This is a genomic window from Streptomyces sp. NPDC001568 (genome assembly GCF_042893755.1).
In the GTDB taxonomy this organism is placed as follows: Bacteria; Actinomycetota; Actinomycetes; order Streptomycetales; family Streptomycetaceae; genus Streptomyces.
This window is the reverse complement of sequence record NZ_JBIAVF010000017.1, coordinates 177,961-199,223: the sequence shown is the minus strand read 5'-3', so window position 1 is coordinate 199,223 and position 21,263 is coordinate 177,961. Positions and strand designations below refer to the sequence as shown.

The 21,263-nt window shown below is 74.2% G+C and carries 17 protein-coding genes; 8 read left to right on the top strand and 9 right to left on the bottom strand.

What is annotated here, in order from left to right; translation table 11 throughout:
• The first annotated feature begins 2 nt into the window (after positions 1-2).
• Positions 3-1,343, top strand: a complete 1,341-nt coding sequence (locus ACFY0I_RS29070; protein ID WP_388901373.1) for an aminotransferase class I/II-fold pyridoxal phosphate-dependent enzyme — start codon at positions 3-5, stop codon at positions 1,341-1,343.
• Positions 1,344-1,376: 33 nt separating this feature from the next.
• Here the strand turns inward: ACFY0I_RS29070 and ACFY0I_RS29065 are convergent, their stop codons facing one another.
• Both ACFY0I_RS29065 and ACFY0I_RS29060 read right to left on the bottom strand, forming a co-directional pair.
• Entirely contained in the window at positions 1,377-1,637 is a 261-nt protein-coding gene (locus tag ACFY0I_RS29065) for a hypothetical protein (RefSeq protein ID WP_388901371.1), read from the bottom strand.
• A gap of 28 nt (positions 1,638-1,665) precedes the next feature.
• Positions 1,666-2,694 (bottom strand): DMT family transporter, encoded by a 1,029-nt coding sequence (locus tag ACFY0I_RS29060; RefSeq protein ID WP_388901369.1) that lies wholly within the window; start codon positions 2,692-2,694, stop codon positions 1,666-1,668.
• 74 nt (positions 2,695-2,768) lie between these two features.
• On the opposite strand from ACFY0I_RS29060, the gene ACFY0I_RS29055 reads away from it, so the two are divergent.
• A complete protein-coding gene (locus tag ACFY0I_RS29055) occupies positions 2,769-3,671 on the top strand; it encodes a LysR substrate-binding domain-containing protein (protein ID WP_388901367.1) in 903 nt (300 codons plus the stop codon).
• Between the two features lie 23 nt (positions 3,672-3,694).
• On the opposite strand, the gene ACFY0I_RS29050 is transcribed toward ACFY0I_RS29055, so the two are convergent.
• The gene (locus ACFY0I_RS29050; RefSeq protein ID WP_388901366.1) at positions 3,695-4,153 is read right to left on the bottom strand and encodes a pyridoxamine 5'-phosphate oxidase family protein; all 459 of its coding nucleotides are present in this window, start codon (positions 4,151-4,153) and stop codon (positions 3,695-3,697) included.
• A gap of 75 nt (positions 4,154-4,228) precedes the next feature.
• On the opposite strand from ACFY0I_RS29050, the gene ACFY0I_RS29045 reads away from it, so the two are divergent.
• Positions 4,229-4,849 carry a cysteine hydrolase gene (locus ACFY0I_RS29045; protein ID WP_388901365.1) on the top strand — a complete coding sequence of 207 codons (621 nt, stop codon included), beginning with the start codon at positions 4,229-4,231 and terminating at the stop codon, positions 4,847-4,849.
• A gap of 21 nt (positions 4,850-4,870) precedes the next feature.
• Here the strand turns inward: ACFY0I_RS29045 and ACFY0I_RS29040 are convergent, their stop codons facing one another.
• The 6 genes from ACFY0I_RS29040 to ACFY0I_RS29015 form a co-directional block, all read right to left on the bottom strand.
• On the bottom strand, positions 4,871-6,721 hold the full coding sequence (locus ACFY0I_RS29040) for an ABC transporter ATP-binding protein (protein WP_388901363.1): 1,851 nt from the start codon (positions 6,719-6,721) through the stop codon (positions 4,871-4,873).
• Positions 6,718-8,415: an ABC transporter transmembrane domain-containing protein gene (locus tag ACFY0I_RS29035; protein WP_388901361.1), complete on the bottom strand. Its 1,698-nt coding sequence runs from the start codon at positions 8,413-8,415 to the stop codon at positions 6,718-6,720. Before ACFY0I_RS29035 ends, ACFY0I_RS29040 begins: the two co-directional genes overlap by 4 nt.
• Positions 8,412-9,950: an AMP-binding protein gene (locus ACFY0I_RS29030; RefSeq protein ID WP_388901360.1), complete on the bottom strand. Its 1,539-nt coding sequence runs from the start codon at positions 9,948-9,950 to the stop codon at positions 8,412-8,414. Before ACFY0I_RS29030 ends, ACFY0I_RS29035 begins: the two co-directional genes overlap by 4 nt.
• An 80-nt stretch (positions 9,951-10,030) precedes the next feature.
• Positions 10,031-11,764, bottom strand: a complete 1,734-nt coding sequence (locus ACFY0I_RS29025) for a condensation domain-containing protein (RefSeq protein WP_388901358.1) — start codon at positions 11,762-11,764, stop codon at positions 10,031-10,033.
• The gene (locus ACFY0I_RS29020; protein ID WP_388901356.1) at positions 11,761-13,494 is read right to left on the bottom strand and encodes a carbamoyltransferase; all 1,734 of its coding nucleotides are present in this window, start codon (positions 13,492-13,494) and stop codon (positions 11,761-11,763) included. Before ACFY0I_RS29020 ends, ACFY0I_RS29025 begins: the two co-directional genes overlap by 4 nt.
• Before the next feature lie 74 nt (positions 13,495-13,568).
• Positions 13,569-14,183 (bottom strand): helix-turn-helix domain-containing protein, encoded by a 615-nt coding sequence (locus ACFY0I_RS29015; RefSeq protein ID WP_388901355.1) that lies wholly within the window; start codon positions 14,181-14,183, stop codon positions 13,569-13,571.
• A gap of 485 nt (positions 14,184-14,668) precedes the next feature.
• Here ACFY0I_RS29015 and ACFY0I_RS29010 point away from each other — a divergent pair, with 485 nt between their 5' ends.
• From ACFY0I_RS29010 to ACFY0I_RS28990, 5 genes are all read left to right on the top strand, one after another.
• On the top strand, positions 14,669-16,060 hold the full coding sequence (locus ACFY0I_RS29010; protein ID WP_388901354.1) for a KamA family radical SAM protein: 1,392 nt from the start codon (positions 14,669-14,671) through the stop codon (positions 16,058-16,060).
• A gap of 21 nt (positions 16,061-16,081) precedes the next feature.
• Positions 16,082-17,242 carry a capreomycidine synthase gene (gene vioD, locus ACFY0I_RS29005; RefSeq protein ID WP_388901353.1) on the top strand — a complete coding sequence of 387 codons (1,161 nt, stop codon included), beginning with the start codon at positions 16,082-16,084 and terminating at the stop codon, positions 17,240-17,242.
• Entirely contained in the window at positions 17,239-19,173 is a 1,935-nt protein-coding gene (locus ACFY0I_RS29000; protein WP_388901352.1) for a non-ribosomal peptide synthetase, read from the top strand. The genes vioD and ACFY0I_RS29000 overlap by 4 nt, the downstream gene beginning before the upstream one ends.
• 266 nt (positions 19,174-19,439) lie before the next feature.
• On the top strand, positions 19,440-20,474 hold the full coding sequence (gene vioC / locus ACFY0I_RS28995; RefSeq protein WP_388901351.1) for an arginine beta-hydroxylase, Fe(II)/alpha-ketoglutarate-dependent: 1,035 nt from the start codon (positions 19,440-19,442) through the stop codon (positions 20,472-20,474).
• 7 nt (positions 20,475-20,481) lie between these two features.
• Positions 20,482-21,231, top strand: a complete 750-nt coding sequence (locus ACFY0I_RS28990; RefSeq protein WP_388901350.1) for a hypothetical protein — start codon at positions 20,482-20,484, stop codon at positions 21,229-21,231.
• Positions 21,232-21,263: the final 32 nt, after the last annotated feature.

The window sequence follows — 21,263 nt, the reverse complement described above, 5'->3', positions numbered from 1 at the left end:
TAATGATGTTTGTGCTAGGAGAGTATCGGATCAGTGGGCGTCGCGCATCGGACATCGCGGCCAGTGTCGAAGAGGGCGTCGGATCGGGCGCCCTGGAGCCGGGAGCGCTGTTGCCGGCGATGCGGGAGTTGGCCGGCGAGTTGGGGGTGAACCCCAACACCGTGGCCGCCGCGTACCGGACCCTGCGCGAGCGCGGAGTCATCGAAACGGACGGTCGGCGCGGCAGCCGGGTGCGCCGTCGGCCGGCGACCGCTCCCCGGAGCTCGCTGCGGACGGCCGTGCCCGAGGGGGTGCGGGACGCGGCCCAGGGCAACCCGGACGTGTCCCTGCTGCCCGCGCTGGACGGGCCGCTCGCGGCGGCCGCCCGTCGGTACGCGCGGGCCCCGACCCTGTACGGGCAGGACCCCGTGGTCCCCGAACTCGCCGACCTCGCCCGGGCCGGGTTCGCGGCGGACGGCATTCCGGTCGGGGCCATGGCCGTGACCTCGGGTGCGCTGGACGGCATCGAGCGGGTGCTGGCCGCCCACCTGCGGCCCGGCGACGCGGTCGCCGTGGAGGACCCGGGGTGGGGGAGCGTGCTCGACCTCGCCCCCGCGCTGGGGCTGCGGGTGCTCCCCGTCGCCGTCGACGACGACGGCCCGCTGCCGGACGCGGTGGCCCGGGCGCTGGCGGAAGGGGCCCGCGCCCTGGTGGTGACGGCCCGCGCGCAGAACCCGACGGGCGCGGTCGTCGGCCCGGGGCGGGCCGCCGTCCTGCGGGAGCTGCTGGCGGGTCGGCCCGACGTGCTGGTCATCGACGACGACCACGGTCACGGGATCGTGGACCTGCCGCTGTGCGCGCTCAGCGGTGCCACCCGGCACTGGGCGCTGATCCGCTCGACGGCCAAGGCGTACGGCCCGGACCTGCGGTTGGCCGTACTGACCGGAGACGCGGTGACGATGGACCGGGTCCGGGGCCGGCAGGGGCTGGGCCCGGGGTGGGTGAGCCGGCTGCTCCAGTACGCCGTGGTGGAACTGTGGACCACCGGCGCCGTCGACCCGGCGGTGGTGGCCCGCTCGTACGCTGCCCGGCGTGACGCGCTGGTCGCCGCACTCGCCGAGCGGGGGGTACGGGCGCACGGGCGCAGCGGGATGAACGTCTGGGTGCCGGTGTCCGACGAGACGGCCGTGGTGACGCGGCTGCTGACGGCGGGCTGGGCGGTGACGGCGGGAGCCCGGTTCCGGGTGAACTCGGGGCCGGCGGTGCGGATCACCGTCTCCGGGCTCGCACCGGCCGAAGTTCCCGTACTGGCCGACGCGGTGGCGTCGGCGGTGCGTCCCGTACTCGGCGGACGCCGGGACTGACGCGCGGGGTCGGCCCCGCGCGGCGCCGACCCCTCAGCTCGCGTATTCGACCAGGGACACCAGGAGGAGGACGAAGCCGGCGGAGCCGATGACCCCGCCCAGGAACCGGTAGACCCCGGCGGACATGATCTGCCGGGGCGGGCCGAGGTCCCCGCGCGCGTGCGCCGTCAGCTCGCCGGCGGCCGCCGCGCGCCGCTCCAGGGCGTCGGCGGAGCCGCGCAGGTTCGTGGCCACCCAGGTTCCGCAGACGAGTGCGGCGGAGCCGAGGACGAACAGGGCGAGGGCTGGGCTCAAGGTGTCCCCCCGGAGAGACGTACGGTGATCATCGCCGCCAGGGTAGGGCCGCCCGACGGGCCCGCTCCGGGCGGGGGGCCTTCGGGTCGCGGGTCCTCGGGCGGGCCTGGGTGAGTGCGGCTCCGGCCAGGACGACGGCCGCGCCGACCGGGGTGTTCCAGTGGAGTTGCTCCCCGAGGACCAGGACGCCCGCCGTGGTCGCGATCACCGGGATGAAGTAGGTGACCATCTGGGCGGTGGTCGGGCCGACCTCCGTCACCAGCTGGTACTGCATCTGCAGGGCCATGCCCGTGCCCAGGGCGCCCAGGGCGATCACCGAGAGGGTCGGCCACAGCGGGAACGAGACGGGCGCCGAGGTGAACGCCGCGCTGACGGCGGTCAGTTGGACGGTCGAGATCAGCAGCTGGGCACCGGTGAGTGCCACCGGGGAACCGGGGGCGCCGGCCAGCGTCCGGCGTACGTAGATCCAGCCGATCGGGTAGCAGAGGGCGGCCAGCAGGGCGAGCGCGGTGCCCTTGGCGTCGACCCCGGCGAAGCCCTGCCAGGCGCCGAGCACGGTCAGGACGCCGAGGAAGCCCAGGCCCAGCCCGGCGAACCGGCGTCGCGTCGGACGGTCCTCGGAGAGGGCGACCAGGGACAGGGCCATGCCCCACAGCGGGGAAGTGGCGTTGCAGATCCCGGCCAGGCTCGACGGGATGCTGAGCTCCGCGTAGGCGAAGAGCGAGAACGGGACGGAGTTCAGCAGCAGCGCCGCCACCGTCAGGTGGGCCCAGGTGCGCGCGGTGCGGGGCAGCGGCTCGCGGCGCACCAGCAGCACCGCGAGCAGGGCCAGCGCCCCGAAGAAGACCCGACCCAGGGCGACTTGGAAGGGGGCGTAGGCCTGCGTGCCCACCTTGATCAGGAGGAAGCTGAAGCCCCAGATCACGGAGAGGAGCGCGAAGCGCAGCCGCCAGTCCAGCCGGGATCCGGCGGTGCGGGGCCGGCCGGGAGGGGGCGCGGCCGGCGCTGCGGCGGGGGAGGGCGAAGGGGCGGGGCGGGAGGGGGCGGGTGCGCTCATGCGGCTTACTCTCCTGCGCGCGACCTCGTAGGACAAGCGAGACTTCTTGCGAGTGACGGCGTAGCATCGCTTACATGTTGAACCTGGAGCGCCTGCGCACCCTCGACGCCCTCGCTCGCCACGGTTCCGTCAGCGGGGCCGCCGGCGGCCTCCATGTCACCACCTCCGCCGTCTCCCAGCAGATGGCCAAGTTGGAGCGGGAGGTCGGTCAGCCCCTGCTGACCAAGAACGGGCGCGGGGTCCGGCTCACGGACGCCGGGCGGCTGCTCGCGGGCCACGCGGCCCGGATCATCTCCCAGGTCGAGCTCGCCCAGGCCGATGTCGAAGCCCAACGTGGCTGCGCCGTCGGGGAGTTGCGGATCGGGGCCTTCCCCACGGCCATGCGCGGACTGCTGCCCCGCACCTTGACCTCCCTGCGCGAGGGCCATCCAGAACTGCGGGTCCTCGTGCGGGAGCGGGAGCCCGAGGACAGCATGGCCGCCGTCGTGCGCGGGGACCTCGACATGGCCCTGGCCATCGACTGGCACAACAAGCGCATGCCGGTGCCCGGCGAGCTGACCCGCACCCATCTCATGGACGACGGCGTCGACATCGCGGTCCCCGCCGGACACCCGCTCGCCGACCGGGCCGACATCTCGCTGGCCGAGTTCGCCGACGACGACTGGATCTCCTGGAACGAGGGGCAGTTCTGCCACGAGTGGCTGGTCTTCACGCTGCGGGGCACCGGCGTCGAACCGCGCATCCCGCACATCGCCGAGGAACACCACACCCAGTTGGCCTTCGTGGAAGCCGGATTGGGCGTGTGCGTGACCCCCCGGCTGGGCCGCGGCCCCGTCCCGCCCGGCGTCAGGCTGCTCCCCGTCTGCGACACCGTACGCCGCCACGTGTACGCCGTCTGGCGGGCCGACGCCGGCCGCAGGCCCTCGATCAGGGCCGCGGTCGAGGCGCTGCACGAGGCGGCGGCCGGCGTCGGGTAGTGGCCCGGCGGCCCCGGGCGCCGTCAGATCTTGCGGAAGTCCCAGGACACCACCGACTCCGGGGTGAGCCGGATCCACGCGTGCCGGCCGTCGTGCGGCATCTCCTCGATCCCGAAATTCTTCACCGGGAAGAGCCGCTCCGCCTCGGTCAGCTCCGGACAGGGTTCCCCGGTGCGGGGCGCCTCGCCGACGAAGGTGACGCTGCCGGACAGCTCCACCCCGCGCAGCTCGTCGTAGGACTCCCCGGAGTCGACGACCACCGAGATCCGCGGATCCGCCCGCAGGTCGGACCAGCGCCGACTGCGCGTGATCGAGTACAGCCACAGCGACGTGCCGTCCCAGACGAACCACAGCGCGCCCACGTGCGGGCGCCCGTCGGGGGAGACCGTGGCCACCCGGCAGGTCCGCTGCTCGCGCAGGAAGGCGTCGACCTCCCCGTCCGTCATCATGATCCGGCGTCCCCGCCGTTGGGTGCCGTCCATCCGCCCACGTCCCTTCACATCTGACTACGTGTCAGGAATCATGGGGGCTCATCCGTCGCCGCACCAGGGGGAGCCATGCCGGATCTCGATCCCGCCACCACCGCGCTGCTCACCGTCGAATGTCAGAACGGCGTCGTCGGCGAGGAGAGCGCCCTGCCCGAACTGGCCAAGGAGGCACGGGACTCCGGGATGCTGGCCCGGGTGGCCGCGCTGGTCGACGCCGCACGCCCGGCCGGCGTACAGGTGGTGCACGCGGTCGCCGAACGGCGGCCGGACGGGCGCGGGGCCAACGCCAACGCGCGGCTGTTCCGCGCCGCCGGGAAACTCCCCGTACGCCAACTGTCCGGGAGTCGGGCGGTGGAGATCGCGACCCCGATCGTGGTGGCCGAACAGGACCTGGTGGTGCGCCGGCTGCACGGGCTCTCCCCGATGTCCGGCACCGACCTGGACGCGCTGCTGCGCAACCTCGGCGTCCGCACCCTGGTCGTGACCGGGGTCTCCTCCAACATCGCGATCCCCAACACCGTCTTCGACGCCGTGAACCTCGGCTACCGGGTGGTCGTACCGGCGGACGCCATCGCGGGCGTACCCGCCTCCTGCACCGCCGAGGTGATCCGCAACTCGCTCGTCCTCGTCGCGTCCGTGGTCACCACCGACGAGCTGCTGGAACAGTGGGCCGCCGCTGCCGCGAGCTGACCGCGCCCCTGCCGGCCGACCTCAGGTGCGGCGTGCCGAGTCCCAGGAGCGCCACAGCGCGGCGTAGGCGCCGTCGGCCGAAAGGAGTTCGTCGTGGCTGCCCAGCTCGACGATGCGGCCGCCGTCCATGACCGCGATGCGGTCGGCGTCGCGCACCGACTCCAGGCGATGCACGATCGAGATGACGGTACGCCCCTCGATCAGCGCGGCGAGCGAGCGCTCGACCCGGCGCGAGGCCGAGGAGTCCAGGAGCGCGGTGGCCTCGTCGAGGACCAACGCGTACGGGTCCGACAACAGCAGCCGTGCCAGGGCCAGTTGTTGGGCGTGTGACGGGGACACCAGGGCCGCGCCCGGCCCGATGTCGCTGTCCAGGTCCTCCGGCAGGGAGCGGACCCAGTCCGCGAGGAGCACGGTCTCCAGCGCCCACCACAGCCGCGCGTCCGCCGCGCCGCGCCCGGGGGCCCCGGGGTCCGCGGCGCCCTCGTGGGCCAGCAGCAGATTGTCCCGTACCGTCCCGGTGAACACGTGCTGCTCCTGGGTGACCAGCACGATCTCCCGCCGAAGCTGCTCCACCGGCAGGGTGGTGACGTCGGCGCAACCGATCCGTACCGTCCCGCGGGTGGCGTGGTGCACGCCCGCGAGCACCTTGCCGAGGGTGGACTTGCCCGCACCGGAGGCCCCCACGACCACCAGGCGTTCACCGGCGGCGACTTCCAGGTCGATGCCGGTGAGGACCTGACGGCCCGGTCCGTAGCCGAAGTCGACCCCTTCCAGGCTGATGGCGTGACCATCGGTGGCCGCCGGCGGCTGCGGCAGCTCGCGGGGCAGGCGCTCGACGCCGAGGATGCGGCGGAGCGCGGCGTTGCCGATCTGGAGTTCGTCGGTCCAGGTCAGCAGGTCGTTCAGGGGCTCGCCCAGGGCCTGGACCCAGAGCACGACGGCGGTCAGCTCCGCCAGCCCCACCTCGCCCCGCTGGTAGGCGAGCCCGCCGATGAGGAGGGTGAGCGCCATCGGGACCATCGTGGCCAGGTCCAGGCTCGGGAACCAGATGGTCTGCAGCCAGGTGGTGCGTTGCCGGGTGCGCACCACCCGGTCCACGGCCTTGCCGTGGCGCCGGACCTGGCGCGCGCCGAGCCCGAGGGCCTCGACGGTGGCGGCGCCGCGCGCGCTCTCGTGGGTGACGGCCAGGACGTCGGCCTCCTGCGCGAGGAGGCGTTCGTACGCGCGGGTCGCGCGCGGCCGGTACCACCACGTCGACAGCGCGGCGAACGGTACGCCGGCCAGCAGGCCGAGGGCGAGCAGTGGCGAGGTGAGCAGGATGGCCGCGAAGGTGAAGACCAGGGTGACGGCGGCCAGCACGATGCGCGGCACCGCCTGCCGGATGCTCTCGTTCAGCCGGTCGGCGTCGGTGGTGGCGCGGCTCAGCAGGTCGCCCGTACCGACCGCCTCCACCTCGGACAGCGGCAGCCCGAGGATCCGGCCGACGAAGTTCTCGCGGGTGCGGGCGAGGACGCGTTCGCCGAGCAGGGTGGCCCGGGTGCGGGCGGCGCGGGCGAGCAGCGCGTGTCCGACGAGGACGGCGACGAAGGCGAGGGCCAGTACGTCGACCCGGCCGGTGGTGGTGCCGTTCTTGACGGACTCGACGAGGTGGCCGAGCAGGCGGGGGCCGACCAGGCCGGCCACCAGGGCGGCGGCGAACAACCCGAAGGTCACGGCCAGTCGGCGGGCCTCGCCCCGGAGGAACACGCGGATCCAGGCGCGGACCTCGGCGCGGTCGGCGAGCGGTAGCCGGTCGGCGCCACCGGGTGCGGCGAGGGGCTCCTCGTCGGTGTCGGAACCCGGAGCGGGTGCCCGGACGGGGGTGGTGGTCATGAGGGCACTCCTGAGGAGCGGTCGGGGCCGCCGGGGGCGGGCTGGGCGTCGAGGCGGACCACGTGGTCGGCGGCGCCCCGCCACAGCGGGCTGTCGCTGAGGACCACCGTGGTCCGGCCGGCGCGCAGGGCGGCGACCCGGTCGACGATCCGGGCCTCGGTGTGGGCGTCCACGGAGGCGGTGGGATCCTCCAGGATCAGCAGATCGGTGGCCGCGAGCAGGGCGCGGGCGAGGACCAACCGCTGGCGCTGCCCGCCGGACAGGGTGCGGCCCCCCTCGTCCAACCAGGCGTCCAGGCCCCCGGGCAACGAGTCGACGACATCGGCGGCATCGGCCGCGAACAGCGCCCGGGCCAAGGCCTCCCGGGACCGGGCGGACCCGGCCGTCAGCTCCTCCCGAACCGTGCCGCTGAACAGGACGTCGGCGGGGCCCGAACGCAGCAGCCGGGCGGCCAGCTCATCGGGATCGACCCGCTCCAGGGGTACGCCGCCCAGCCGGACGGCCTGCGCGGAGCCCGCGCCGCCGACGCCGGGGCGGCTCAGCCGGTCGGCCAGCTCGCCGGTGCGGTCGGCGGGCGCGGTGACCACGGTGAGGTGACCGGCGGCGGCGGTGATGCCGGTGTCCGCGTCGACCACCGCGAGGGCGCCGGCCGGCAACGGTGCGGGCCGGGCGGGACGGACGGCCTCGGGGGTCAGCCGCAGCAGGGCGCAGACGCGACCGGCCGCGACCTTGGCGAGGCTGAGGGTCTCGGCGGCCTCGGTGGCCGTACTGACGGGAAGGGTGAGGAAGGCGGAAGCGCCGTAGAACGCGACGAGTTCTCCGGCGGTGATGGTCCCCTCCAACGCGAGGCGGGCCCCGAGCCAGACGATGCCGACGGTGACCAGCCCGGGAAGGAGCACGCCGGCCGCCTGGAGCCAGGCCTCCATCCGGCCCGCCGACTCACCGGCCCGCCGCACCTGCTGACTGGTGCGCCGGAACCCCTCGGCGAAACCGGCCTCGCCGCCGATGCCGCGCAGGATGCGCAGGCCGGCCACGATGTCGCCGGCCTGGGAGGTGGCGATGCCCATCTGTTCGCGCTGCGCCTCGTCGCGCTCCTGGAGCGGTCGCAACAGGGGGCCGATGCCGAGGACGGCGGCGGGGACCCCGATGAGCACGGCGAGTCCCAGGACGGGTGAGGTGACCGTGAGGGCCACCGCCACCAGGACGGCGGCGACGACCGCCCCGATGGTGCGGCCGACGACCTCGAAGGCGTTGCCGATGCTCTCCACGTCGGCGGTCGCGGAGGCGGCCACGTCCCCCGAGCGGGCCTTGCCGCGCAGGGCCGCGCCGAGGCGTACGACCTGCCGCATCAGCACCCGGTGCGTGAGGGACAGGGCGTGCGCCTCGGCGCCGACGGCGGCCTGGATGAGGCCCGCGCCCGCGGCGGCCTGGAGGAAGCCGAGGCCGAGGGTGACCAGCGACCACAGGTACAGCCCGGCCTGCCCGTCGGCCCGGCCCGCCTCGTCGATGGCCCGCCCGATGACCAGCGGGATCAGGGCGAGGGGGACCATCCAGAGGGCGCCGAGCACGGCGGCGAGGACGAGCGGCCAGGGGCGGATCCGGGCCAGCCACCACAGGTAGGCCCAGGGGCCGCGGGCATCCGCCTCGGGAACGTCGGCGGGGTCGACCGAGGCGTCGAAGAGTCGGTTGCTCACAGGTACCGGTCCCGGGTGCCCGCGCGGTCGACCTTGCCGGTGCGGGTGTGCAGCAGTTCGGGCACCGCGAAGATCCGGTCGGGGACGAAGGGGCCGGGGACGGTGGCCCGCAGCCGCTCGCGCAGGGCCGCCGCGGTGGCCGCGGCGTCCGGGGGCGCCCCGCCCGCGGCCGGCGCCCGTACGTCCTGCGGCTCCGTCGCCAGCACCACGAAGGCGACCAGGACCGTGTGTTCGCCCTTGTCGTGCGCCGCGGCGGCGACGGCCGTCACGCCCGGCAGGGCGCCCACGGCCCCCTCGACGTCCAGCAGGTCCACCCGGTGGCCGCGGATCTTGACCTGGTGGTCGACGCGGCCGTGGAAGACGAGAGAGCCGTCGGCGCCCTCGGTGACGAGGTCCCCGGTGCGGTACCACCGCTCGGCCGCGCCGTCGGGACCCGACTCGACGAACCGGGCGGCGGTGCGTTCCGGGTCGTCGACGTAACCCGTGGCCAACTGGGGTCCGGCGACGAGGAGTTCGCCCGGCCCGTCCGGTGCGTCCGGCCCGGGCTCGACGCGCTGCCGTACGGAGGGCAACGGGCGGCCGATCGGTAGCCCGTCGGGGAAGTCCGCGGGCGCGCCCGGTCCGGCGAGGACCGCGCTGTGGGTGACCAGCGCGGTCTCCGTGGACCCGTAGGTGTTGAGCAGGACGACGTGGTCGGCGCCGAGCAGTCGCCAGCGCTCCAGCATGTCGGGCCGGACGGCCTCGCCGCCGATCACGACGGTCTCGACGGACTCGGGCAGGGAGCGGCCGGTGTCCAGCAGGTGGCGGGTGTGGAGGTGCCAGTAGTCGACGGGCAGGTTGACGAGGGTGACCTCGTGATCGGTCAGGACCCGGTCGAGGTCCGCCTCGCTGTCCTCGTCGAGGACGACGAGACCACCGGCCAGCAGGGTCGGCAGGATCTCCTCCAGGCTCGTGTCGCCGTCCACCCGGTGGAAGTTGAGTGCGACGGTGCCGGGCCCGACGCCGTACTGCCGGCTCAGGTGCGGCAGGACCGCGTGCAGCGCGCCGTGCGGGACCACGGCCGCCTTGGGGGCGCCGGTGGAGCCCGAGGTGAACAGCACGTACGCGGGGTCCTGCGGCCGTACGGGCTCGCCGGCCGGGCGCGGCGGGCCTTGCGAGCGGGCCCAGTTGGGCCGGAGCACGCGGTCGACGGCCGGTATCCGATCGGTCCCGGCGGTGGTGATGATCTCCCGGCAACCGAGGGCCTTCAGGGCCCGGTCGGCATGGCCGGCCGGCCCGTCACCGACCGGGACGTATCCCCGGCCGGCGGCGAGCGTGCCGAGGACCGCCGCGATGTCGCGGACGCTGTGGTGCGTGTGGATGGCCACCGGCGGCGCCCCGGCCGCGGCGCGGGTGGCCACCAGGTCGGCCACCGCCCCTGCCCAGCGCGCGAGTTGGCCGTATCCGACGGTCACACCGTTGTCGACCACCGCGGGTCGGTCCGGGTCCGCGTGGGCGATGGCGAAGAAGGGGTCCAGCACGCTGGGCAGGCTCATGGCAGGCGTCTTCCGGTCCGTCCGTGGGGTTGTTGGCGGCTGCGCGCACGCCCTGGGTCGTCTCTCTCGGATCTTGCCGGTCAGGACGATCCGAAAGGGACGGCCCAGGCGGCGTCCGAACCGGTCAGGGCGTGGAGGAGAGCGGTGAGGGCCTCCCGGTGGCGGGTGGCGAGCGCCCGCACGGTCGTTTCCCCGTACAGGGCGGTGGAGTACCACCACTCGACGCGCAGCGCTCCGTCGTCGGTGGTGGCGATGACCTCGACCGGGTGCGGGCGGGTCCAGTGCGGGGCCGTGATGTCGCCGACCGGTTCCGGGGCGATGTCGGGCAGGAGGGTGCCCAGGGGCAGCGCGTCGGCGTCGTCGCCCTCGAAGTCGAAGGAGACGTTGCCGGGTGGAGCGGCGCGCAGCGCCGCGGCGATCCGGGGCCGGCCGTGCCGGGCGAGCGCTCCGTGGCCCACGCCGCCGCCGGGCAGGGCCGCCAGGTGGCCCACGGTCCGGGCGAGGCGCTCGGCGGGGGCGCCGGGGGCCAGGTCCAGACGTACGGGGACCGTGGTGGTGAACCACCCGGTGGTGCGCGCCAGTTGGGTGTCGCCGATGGTCTCCTCGCGGCCGTGGCGCAGTACGTCCACGCGGACCGCGGGCTCGCCGAGCCGTTCGGCCAGTACCTCGCCCAGGGCGTGCAGGACGAGGTCGCCCGGGTGGGCGCGGTGGGCGCGGGCCACCGCGTGGAGCCGGGCGGTGAGCTCGGCGGGGAACTCCTCGCGGTGGGTGGCGGCGGACGCGGCGGTGTTCACGGCCCGGGCGTCCGCCACGGGGCGGTCCGGGGGCAGGGCGGCGGGAGTGCGGGCCACATCCGTCCACCACTGCGCCTGCTCCTGCGCCTCGGGGGTGCGGGCGTGGGCCGCGAGGGCCCGCGCCCACTCCGGGTAGGAGGTGCCCTCGGTCGGCCACACGTCGGACCGGCCCTCCTCCAGCGCCGTGTACACCTCCTCCAGATCGGCGAGCAGCACCGACCACGAGACCATGTCGATCGCCAGCTGGTGGACGACGATCAGCAGCCGGCCCGGCCGCGACGGGCCGGCGTCGAAGCGCACGAAGCGGGCCACGCGTCCGGCGTGCGGGTCCAGGGAGAGCTGCTCGGCCGCGCACCGCAGGGTGACGGCGGCCGTCAGGTCCGCGTCGGAGAGGGCGCGGACGTCGACGGTGTCGAGCACCGGGCCGAGGGCGGTGGCCGCGGGGCCGTCGGTGTCCAGCGCCGACGCCTGCTGGCGGGGCCGGCGGGCCGGGCGCTCCTCGACGGCGAGGCGCAGCGACGCGTGGCCGGCGACCAGTCGGCGCACGGCCTCGGCGAACCGTTCGGGGTCGACGTCCGGCCGGGTGGTGAACAGGAGGGCCTGGTTCCACTGGCTGCGCTCGCCCGTCTGCTCCTCCCAGGCCTGTTCCTGGGAGGGGGTGAGGACGACCGGGTCGTGCGCGGTGCCGGGTGGCACCGCCTCGGTCGCGCCGCGCAGGGCGGCCCGTTCGGCGACGATCCCGGCGAGGCCGGCCGTGGTCAGCCCGGGGGTGAACAGCTCGCGCAGCTGCACCCGTACGCCGAAGGCCGACTCGACGCGGCGGGCGGTGCGGATCAGGTCGAGCGAATCCACGCCGAGGTCGCGCAGCGGTGCGTCGGGGTCGGCGTCGGGGGTCAGGACCGCCTCGGCGAGCCAGTCCACCAGCTTGACGCGGACCTCCTCGGCGGACGGGCCGGGCGGAGCCGACCGCCCTGCCGCCGGGGCCGGTTCGGCGGTGCGCGGACGGACCGGGGCGCTCACGCGCCGGCCTCCCCGAGCGGACCGGAGGGGCGGCGCACCAGGAACGGCCCGAGGGCGAGGGCGTCCAGCGGCAACCGGTGGAAGGTGGCGAGGGCGTCGCGGGGGCTGCACACGACCGGTTCGTCACGCCCGTTGAAGGAGGTGTTCATGATGACGGCGGTGCCGGTGTGCCGGCCGACCTCGCCCATGAGGCGGTGGTAGAGCGGGTCGACCGCGGCGGAGACGGTCTGCGGGCGCGTGGTGCGGTCGCTGTGCACGACGGCGGGCATGGCCGCGGCCCCGGCCTCGGTCACCGGGGTGGTGACGATCATGTACGGCAGCGGGGTGGCGGTGCCGATGAGGGCCTCGGCGACCTCCTCCTGCATGCTCGGGGCGAACGGGCGCCACGCCTCGCGGTCCTTGATGCGCACGTTGACCCGGTCGCGCGTGGCCTCGGGATCGGGCACGGCGACCATGCTGCGGTGGCCCAGTGCCCGGGGGCCGGCCTCGGCCCGGCCCTGGAACCAGCCGGAGACCCCGCCCGCGGCCAGTACGTCGGCGGTGGCTGCGGCGATGTCGGCGGGCTCGGTGTACGCGGTGCCCGAGGCGTCCAGGACGTGCCGGATCTCGTCGGGGGACCATTGCGGGCCCCAGGCGACCGTCCCCGTCATGGGCCGGATGCGGTCGCCCTCCTGGGCGGCGACCCAGACGGCGGCGCCGAGCGAGACGCCCTGGTCGCCGGCGAGGGGCTGGACGAAGAGGTCCCGCACCTCGGGCATCCGCATGATCTTGCCGTTGAGGGTGGCGTTGAAGCCGACGCCGCCGGCGATCAGCAGCGTGGTCTCACCGGTCTCCCGCAGCAGCCCGCGTACCAGGCCCATGACGGCCCGCTCCAGAGCGGCCTGCGCGGTGGCGGCGACGTCGCGGTACTCGAAGGGGTCCCGGTCGGTGACCTTGGCGTACCGGCCGGCGCGGGCGTCGAAGCGGCGCACGGCGCGGTTGGGCGCGTCGGGGAGGGTCTTCTCCAAGTGCTCCAGCCAGTACCGGATGGTGGCCGTCTCCTCGTCCGTGGTGCCCGTGGAGCGCAGGTCGGGCGGGACGACGCCGATGGTGAAGTCATCGTCGGCGAAGGCGAAGGCGCCACCGAAGGTGAGGTCGCCGGGGGTGCCGTAGGAGGCCAGGCCCATCATCTTGCCCGCGGCGTCCGCCCCGAGTCCGGCGTACTCGCAGACGGCGGCGTAGAAGTAGCCGAGCGACCAGCCGGGGGAATGGGCGCGCAGCGTCTTGATCTCGCCGTCGATGCCGACGGCCAGGGTGGTGCTCTCGTTCTCGCCCTGTCCGTCGAGGACGAGGATCGCGCCGCGATCGCGCCCGGAGAGGAGGTAGGCGCTGGCGGCGTGGGCGACGTGGTGGCCGACGAAGGTCAACCGCGGGTCGCGGGAGCGCGGGAACAGGGCCTTGGGCAGCAGGTGTTCCAGGCAGTCGGCGTCGTTGTCGAACCAGTCCAGGCCGCGGTCCGCGAAGAGGGTGGGCAGGTCCCACCCGTGGGCGACGACGTCGATGTCGTCCAGGGTGAGACCGCCCTCGGCGAGGCAGTGGGCGGCGGCGTTGAGAGGGGCCTCCCCGTAGGCGTGCTTGTGACGGGTGAAGCGTTCCTCCTCGGCCAGGGCGATGACTTCGCCGTCCACGACGAGGCAGGCCGCACCGTCGTGGCTGGCGCCGGGCCAGCCGTTGACTCCGAGCACACGCATGTCAGTCCCCAAAGGTCGGTCGGGATCCGCCGGTTCCGCCTCGGGCCCGCAGGGCGCTCGGCGTCCGGTCTCGCCTACGGATCTTGGCGGCCGTCCGGGTTGTACACGACCTGTGAGTTTGTGCGGAGATCCGCGGCGAAGATCGCCGATGCCGCCTTCAGCACCGCGTTGGCGTGCCGGAGTTGCTCGACCTCGCTGCGCAGCCGCCGCAGTTCCGCCCGCTCGCCGGCGCTCAACGCGTCCCCGGCCGGCCGGCGCGCCGCGGCGACGGGCGGTGCGACGGCCCGGGCGGCGGCGCGGGGCTCGGCCCGCCGCGCCGAGGTGGGGGATTCGCCGGGCCCGGGGCGGCGGCCTGCGGCCGGTGGGGAGGTCGCGGGCCGGCCGGGGACGCGCGGCTGGCCCCGGGCGGGGTTGTCGCGCGCCTCCAGTTCGCTGCTGAGTCGGTACCAGCGGCGGGTCCACGGCTCCGGATCGCCCCCGCAGGCGGCCACGTAGGCGAGCGTCACCTTCAGCGAGGGCTTGTGCAGTCCGCGGGCCGCCTCCGAGAGGGTGGCCACGGAGTAGTGGGCGCGTTTCGCCATGGTCCGGTAGGACGGATTGCCGGCCTGCTTGCGCAGACCGCGCAGCGTGTGGGCGAACTCCTCCAGCGGTCCGGCTGTGGGGTCTAACAACCGCTCTGGCCTGGGCATGCTTCTCCCCTGGTGGTGAAGTGGTGTCGAGCGAAGCGCACGTTCTGTGGTGCCGTACAACCTGGTCAGTGGCGCACGGATCCGTGACGAGGACCGATTCGGGGGCCCGGAGGCAACCGAAAGACACCGCACCGGACCTCTCGGACATTGGTACATGCCACTGACATTTCCATCAATCGGCAGCCGATGGATCCGGCCACTCGACGGGCGGGTTCGTCCTGATCGGACCGGGCGGACCCGCTTCGGCGAACAGCCCGCGCCGGCGCGTTCCCCGAACGTTCCGCTTCTCGTCGGGACGCGTTGTGCCGCAAAGGCTCGACGCCGTTCGTTGGTCGTACAACCATCCGCCTTCGGCGCCGTGTTGTACAGGGGCACAGGGCCCGAGCACCCCGTACAACACGCCCTCGTGTACAACGCCGGGGCTCTGCAAGATCGGTTCCCGTAAGCCGATACGGCCGAAACCGACGGGAATGGGTGGCGGGCTGGTGGACACAGCACACGGCCAGACGGAGCCGGCGCGACTCGAAGGGGTCTACGAGTACCGGAACAGTCCGCTCGTGGAGCCGGACTGGCGGCGTCTGCCCGGCTGGCGGGCGGTCACCGAGGCCGAATGGGCGGACCCGCAGTGGCAGCGGGCCCACTGCGTCAAGGATGCGAAGGGACTGCGCGCGGTCGTCGGCGACCTGCTCGACGAGCGGTTCTACGAGGACTGGGAACAGGACCGGCTGCACCGGGCCACCATGTCGGTGCTGCTACCGCCCCAGATGCTCAACACCATCGCACCCGACACCGCGGCGGCCCGTCCGGGCGAGTTGACCAAGGCCTTCTACGACGACCCCGTACGGCGCTACATGCTGCCGGTGTTCTCCGACCGGCATCCCCAATGGCCCTCGCACCCGATGGCCGACCGGGACTCGTTGCACGAGCAGGACATGTGGGTCGTGGAGGGGCTCACCCACCGCTACCCCACCAAGGTGCTGGCGGAACTGTTGTCGACCTGCCCCCAGTACTGCGGGCACTGCACCCGCATGGACCTGGTGGGCACCTCCACCCCCCAGGTCACCAAGAACAAACTCCAACTCAAGCCGGTCGACCGGGCCGAGCGGATCCTGGGGCACCTGCGCGCCTCTCCCGGCATCCGGGACGTGGTGGTGTCCGGGGGAGACCTCGCCAACCTGCCCTGGCCCCGGCTCGAACGCTTCGTGGACAGCCTGTTGGACATCGACTCGATCCGCGACATCCGGCTCGCCAGCAAGGGGCTGATCGGACTGCCCCAGTACTGGAACTCCGCTCCGGTGCTGGAAGGGATCGAGCGCCTGTCCCGAAAGGCCCGCGCCCGCGGGGTGCGCGTCGCGCTGCACACCCACGCCAACGCCGCGCAGCAGGTGACGCCCTCGGTGGCGCGGGCGTCCTGGGCCCTGTTGGGCGCCGGCCTGCACGACGTCCGCAACCAGGGCGTGTTGATGCGCGGGATCAACGACAGCGCGCACGACCTGCTCGACCTCTGCTTCGCGCTCGTCGACCACGCCGGCATCACTCCGTACTACTTCTACATGTGCGACATGATCCCGAACGCCGAGCACTGGCGGGTTCCCCTGCACCGGGCCCAATTGATTCAGCGTCAGATCATGGGCTACCTGCCGGGGTTCTCCACCCCCCGCCTGGTGTGCGACGTACCGCTGGCCGGCAAACGGTGGGTGGACCAGGTCGACTCCTACGACCGTGACCTCGGGGTCTCGCACTGGAGCAAGAGCTACCTCACCCCGTTGGAGGCGGCCGACCCGGACGCCCACAGCGGCTCCTACCACTACTACGACCCCATCGACACGCTCCCGCTCTCCGGGCAGCGCTGGTGGCGGGAAGCCCGTCAGGGGTAGAGAAGGGAAAGTTGCACAGTCATGAGCAGTCTGCGTCCACGGCGTGAAGACCCGCCGGTGCTGGAGGAGTGGTACCGCCGCCACCTCGGCCCGGACATCCACGACATCAGTTCCAGCGGCGTCCACCCGTACACCTTCGCGGAGATACGCGACCTGTGCCGGATCCCGGTCGACGACCTCGACGGGATCGTCATGGACGACAGCGTCTCCCAGGGCGGCGCCGGCGTCCGCCGGGCCGTCGCCGACCGGTACGCGGGCGGCGACGCCGACCGGGTGCTCGTCACCCACGGGTCCAGCGAGGCCATCGCACTGACACTGGGCACACTGCTGCACCCCGGCGACCGGGTCGTCGTCCAGGAGGGCATCTACCACTCCCTGGGCCACTACCCGCGGGCGGCCGGTTGCGACCTGGTCGAACTGCCGGCGCGGGCGGTCCGCGACGGCGCGATCGACCCCGACGTGCTGACGGACGTGATCACCCCCGGCACCGCGGCCGTGATCGTCAACTTCCCGCACAACCCCACCGGCGTCACCCTCTCCGTCCAGGGCCTCAAGGCGCTGACGGAACGGACCGCGGAGACCGGCGCGGTGCTCGTGTGGGACGCCGCCACCGCCGAGATCGCCCACCGCTGGGAGGTCCTCCCCGACCCCGGCGCCGAGGGCGGCGACACGGTGTCCTACGGCACCTTCTCCAAGACGTTCGGCCTGCCCGGACTGCGGGTCGGCTGGGCCGTTGCGCCGAAGGAACTGATCACCGCCACCTTCCCGCTGCGCGACCGGACCACCCTGTTCCTCTCCCCGCTGGTCGAGCTGGTCGCCGAGCGGGCCATGCGCCACGCCGACGAGCTGATCGGCGTACGGGCGGCCGAGGCCCGGCGCAACCTCGCGCACCTGACGCGATGGATGGCCGAGCACGCGGACCAGGTCCACTGGACCCCGCCCGAGGGCGGCGTCTGCGCGCTGCCCGTCTTTCGCGAACTCGAGCGCGCACAGGCCGGACCGGAAGCGGTGGAGCGGTTCTGCCTGGAGCTGCTCGCCCGCCACCGCACCCTGCTGGTGCCGGGCACCGCGTTCGGGATGCCGCACGGCGTCCGGCTCGGCTTCGGCGGCCCCGAGGCGGACTTCCGCGCCGGCCTCGCCGGCCTGTCGGACTTCCTGCGGACCCGGGGGGCCGGACGGTGACCGCTGCGACCGGCTCCGATCCGCTCGACCTGTGGGACCTCGCGGTGCGCGACCACGCCGACGGGCCCGCCCTCGTGACCCCCCGGCGGGTCCTGACCTACCGGGACGCGGACCGGCTCACCGACGCCTGGGCCGCCTCCCTCGCGGGGCGCGGCGCCGCCCCGGGGGAGCTGGTGGGGCTGGCCTTCGGCGACCCCGCGCGCACCGTGCTCGGCATGCTGGCGGCGCTGAAGGCCGGAGCGGGGTTCACCGTCCTGGACGACCGGCTGCCGCCCACCGCCCGCGCGGAGCTCGTCGCCCGCACCGCGGCGAAGGTGTGGCTCGGCGACGGCCGGCACGCGCCGGAAGGGGCGTACGCACCGGACGAAGCGGCGCTCGACGCGGCCGGTTCCGGCGCCACGGACGGGGCGCGACGGGCCGCCGGGTCCGACGTGGCGTACGTCCTGTTCACCTCCGGCTCCACCGGCCGGCCCAAGGGCACCGTCATCGAGCGGGACGCGCTGCGCCGGTTCGCGCACGCCGTCGCGCGGCGGTTGGAGCTGACGTCGGGCGACCGGTGGCTCCAGGTGGCCTCGCTGGGCTTCGACGTGCTGATCGAGGAGGTGTTCCCCGCCTTCGCCGCCGGCGCGGCCGTCGTGTGCCGCGACGACACCCACGCCCTGGACGCCGAGGAACTGCACCTCACCCTCGCCCGGACCCGGACCACCGTGGTGGAACTGTCCACCCAGTACTGGCTGGAGTACGCCCGTTGGCTCGACGCCCGCGGCGCCACCACGCCGATCACGCTGCGCACGGTGGTGGTGGGCGGCGAACGGATGGACCCCCGCCCCTACCGCGCCTGGCAGGCGCGGCAACCCGCCGCCCTCGCCCACGTGTACGGGCTCACCGAATGCACCGTCAGTTCCACCTTCTACACCGGGCGGCTGTCCGCCGACGCCGAGGAGGTGCCGCTCGGCACCCCCCTGCGGGACGTGGACATCAGCATCCGGCGGGAGGGCCGCCCGGTGCCGGACGGCGAGAGCGGGGAGATCCACATCGGTGGCCCGTTGCTGGCCCGCGGCTTCCTGGACGACGAGGCCGCCACCGCGCGACGCTTCGTACCCGACCCGTACGCCGCCGAGCCCGGCGCGCGCCTGTACGTGACCGGCGACCTGGGCCGGATCGACGCCGACGGACAGTTGGTCTTCCTCGGTCGGGTCGACGACCAGGTCAAGATCCGCGGGTACCGGCTGGAGCCGGCCCGGGTGGAGCGCGCCCTGTGCGAGCTGCCCGACGTCGGCCAGGCGGTGGTCCTCCCCGATCCGCAGACCGGCACCGTCCTGTGGGCGTTCACCGTGCCGACCGATCCGGCGACGGCGCCACCGCCCGGCGAGGCCGTACGCCTCACGGGCGCCGGTCGGGAGGCGCTGGTGACCCCGCTGGAGGCGCAACTGCCGGACTGGGCCGTGCCACGGGTGCTCCACCGGGTGTCCGTCCTGCCGAAGAACGCGCACGGCAAGGTCGACAAGCGGCGGCTGGCCGCGTGGGCGGCCACGACCACCCGCGGCGACGCCCCCGCGGCGACGGGCCCGTCCGGGTCCGGGTCCGGAGCCGGAGACGGAGCCGGAGACGGAGACGGAGAGGGAACCGGATCGGTGGCCGGACCGGGCCTGCGGGTCGCGCCCGCGCGGGGCGCCGCGGATTCCGGTCGGGGGGAGCCGACTGACTCCGTGCTGGCGCTCTTCCGCGAGGTCCTGGACGCCCCCGGATTCGGCCCCGACGACGACTTCTTCGACCACGGTGGGCAGTCCCTGCTCGCCATGCGCCTGCTCACGCGGCTGAGGGAGTCCCATCCCGGCGCCGCCGGACTGCGGGCGAGCGCCCTCTTCACCCACCCGACCCCACGCCGGCTGGCCGGAGCCCTCGCCGACCGCGCGACGGCCGGGGCCTGACGACCGCGTCACCGCAGCGGCGCGTGGCCGCAGCGCCGGGTCGCCGTCGTCCGCGCCCCCGGCAACCCCTCCTCACGCGCAACGCGTACTCACGCGCAACCCGTACCCATCCGCAATCCGTACCCACCGGCCACCCGCACCAGTTGCCCGTCCCCACCACCGGAGGGGCCCGTCACCCGAGGGCCCGTACCACCCGAGGGCCCGCGGAACCGGCTCCGGCCGCCCCGCGGGCAGCAACCCATCCCGACCACTCAGCGAGAGTTGGCATGTCGAACCTCACCGACCAGTCCACGCCCGGCTACACCCTCACGGCCGACGAGGCCTCCGCCATCGCGGAACTCGGTCTCGAACTGGCCGCCCACTACCCGTCCTTCGGCGATCCCGTGCTGCTGCGCGACCTGCCGCGGCTCGCGGCCCGGCTCCCCGAAGGCGTGCAGCACTTCCTGCGCGAGTTCAAGCTGGCCGACCGCCGGGGCCACACCGTGATCCGCGGCCACGACTTCGACCAGCGGCGGATCGGCCCCACCCCCGACCACTGGCGGGGCCGGGGCCGGCCCGGGCCCGAGTTCCCCGAGGAACTGCTGCTGATGCTGTACTCGGCGCTGCTCGGCGAGCCCTTCGGATGGGCCACCCAGCAGGACGGCCACCTCGTGCACGACATCTTCCCGATCCGTCAGCACGAGAACGACCAGCTCGGAATGGGCAGCAAGGAACTGCTGACCTGGCACACCGAGGACGCCTTCCACCCCTACCGCAGCGACTACCTGATCCTCGGAGCGCTGCGCAACCCCGACCACGTGCCCACGACGGTCGGCGAACTCGACCTGTCCTCCCTGTCCGTCGAGGACATCGACATCCTCTTCGAGCCCCGTTTCCACATCGCGCCCGACGAGTCGCACCTGCCGAAGAACAACACGATCGCCTCCTCGGAGGAGGCGGCCCGGTTCGCCACCATCCAGCGGATGATCGACGAGCGGCCGCTCGCCCCGCTGCTCTACGGCTCGCGCCTGGACCCGTACATGCGGCTCGACCCGTACTTCACCTCCGTGCCCGAGGAGGACACCGACGCGCGGCGCGCCTACGACGCGCTGTTCAAGGTGGTGGACGCCGGGATGCGCGAGGTCGTCGCGGACCGGGGCGACGTGCTCTTCATCGACAACCACCGGGCCGTGCACGGCCGGTTGCCGTTCCGGGCCCGCTACGACGGCACCGACCGCTGGCTGAAGCGGGTCTGCGTGACGACCGACCTGCGCCGCTCCCGCGAGATGCGGGCCACGGCCGACACCCGTCTGCTGGGCTGACCCGCAGGTGTCCCTCACCCTGACCGACCTGGCCCGGGACCCGTGGCTGCTGCCCGAGGTGGACGCCCTCATCGGCGCCAACATGCCCGCCTTCATGAGCTGGGAGTCGCCCGGCAACTGGCGCTGGCACGGCATGTACGACCGCTATCCCGCCCACCAGCTCTGCCTGGTGGACCAGGACGGGCAACTGGTCGCCGCCGCCAACGGGCTGCCGGTCCGCTGGGACGGCAGCGCCGCCTCGCTGCCGTCCGGCAGCGACGAGGTCCTGGTGGAGGGCGTCGACCACGGCCTGCCGGACCGGCCGGACGCCGTGTGCATGCTGTCCGTGTCCGTGGACCCCGCCCGCCGGGCCGAGGGCCACGCGGAACGACTGCTCACCGAGGTCCGGCGGCGGGCCGCGACCGACGCCCCGCGCGGGGTGATCATCCCGGTCCGGCCCACCCGAAAGCCGCGCTACCCGCTGATCCCGATCGCCGAGTACGCGGCCTGGCGCCGGCCCGACGGACGCTGCTTCGACCCCTGGCTGCGCACCCACCTCGACCTCGGGGCCCGCCGACTGGGCATCGCCGAAAGGTCCCTGGTGATCCGTCAGCCCGTGGCCCGGTGGGCGGAGTTCCTCGGACATCCGCTGCCCGGCCCGGGAGACCACCCGCTGCCCGGCGCCCTGGTCCCGCTGCGCGTCACCGAGGACGGCCACGGCACGTACGCCGAGCCCAACGTATGGGTCCACCACCCAGCCGGCCCCGCCGGCCCGTAAGCCGGTCCGGGACCCCACGACCCCCGACGCCC

Excerpts from the sequence above, each read along its gene's own strand:
- vioC (WP_388901351.1), top strand. The coding sequence starts at position 19,440 with ATGTCGAACCTCACCGACCAGTCCACGCCCGGCTACACCCTCACGGCC.
- ACFY0I_RS29015 (WP_388901355.1), bottom strand. The coding sequence starts at position 14,183 with ATGCCCAGGCCAGAGCGGTTGTTAGACCCCACAGCCGGACCGCTGGAG.
- ACFY0I_RS29040 (WP_388901363.1), bottom strand. The coding sequence starts at position 6,721 with ATGACCACCACCCCCGTCCGGGCACCCGCTCCGGGTTCCGACACCGAC.
- vioD (WP_388901353.1), top strand. The coding sequence starts at position 16,082 with ATGAGCAGTCTGCGTCCACGGCGTGAAGACCCGCCGGTGCTGGAGGAG.
- ACFY0I_RS29070 (WP_388901373.1), top strand. The coding sequence starts at position 3 with ATGATGTTTGTGCTAGGAGAGTATCGGATCAGTGGGCGTCGCGCATCG.
- ACFY0I_RS29020 (WP_388901356.1), bottom strand. The coding sequence starts at position 13,494 with ATGCGTGTGCTCGGAGTCAACGGCTGGCCCGGCGCCAGCCACGACGGT.
- ACFY0I_RS29045 (WP_388901365.1), top strand. The coding sequence starts at position 4,229 with ATGCCGGATCTCGATCCCGCCACCACCGCGCTGCTCACCGTCGAATGT.
- ACFY0I_RS29060 (WP_388901369.1), bottom strand. The coding sequence starts at position 2,694 with ATGAGCGCACCCGCCCCCTCCCGCCCCGCCCCTTCGCCCTCCCCCGCC.
- ACFY0I_RS29055 (WP_388901367.1), top strand. The coding sequence starts at position 2,769 with ATGTTGAACCTGGAGCGCCTGCGCACCCTCGACGCCCTCGCTCGCCAC.
- ACFY0I_RS29030 (WP_388901360.1), bottom strand. The coding sequence starts at position 9,950 with ATGAGCCTGCCCAGCGTGCTGGACCCCTTCTTCGCCATCGCCCACGCG.
- ACFY0I_RS29050 (WP_388901366.1), bottom strand. The coding sequence starts at position 4,153 with ATGGACGGCACCCAACGGCGGGGACGCCGGATCATGATGACGGACGGG.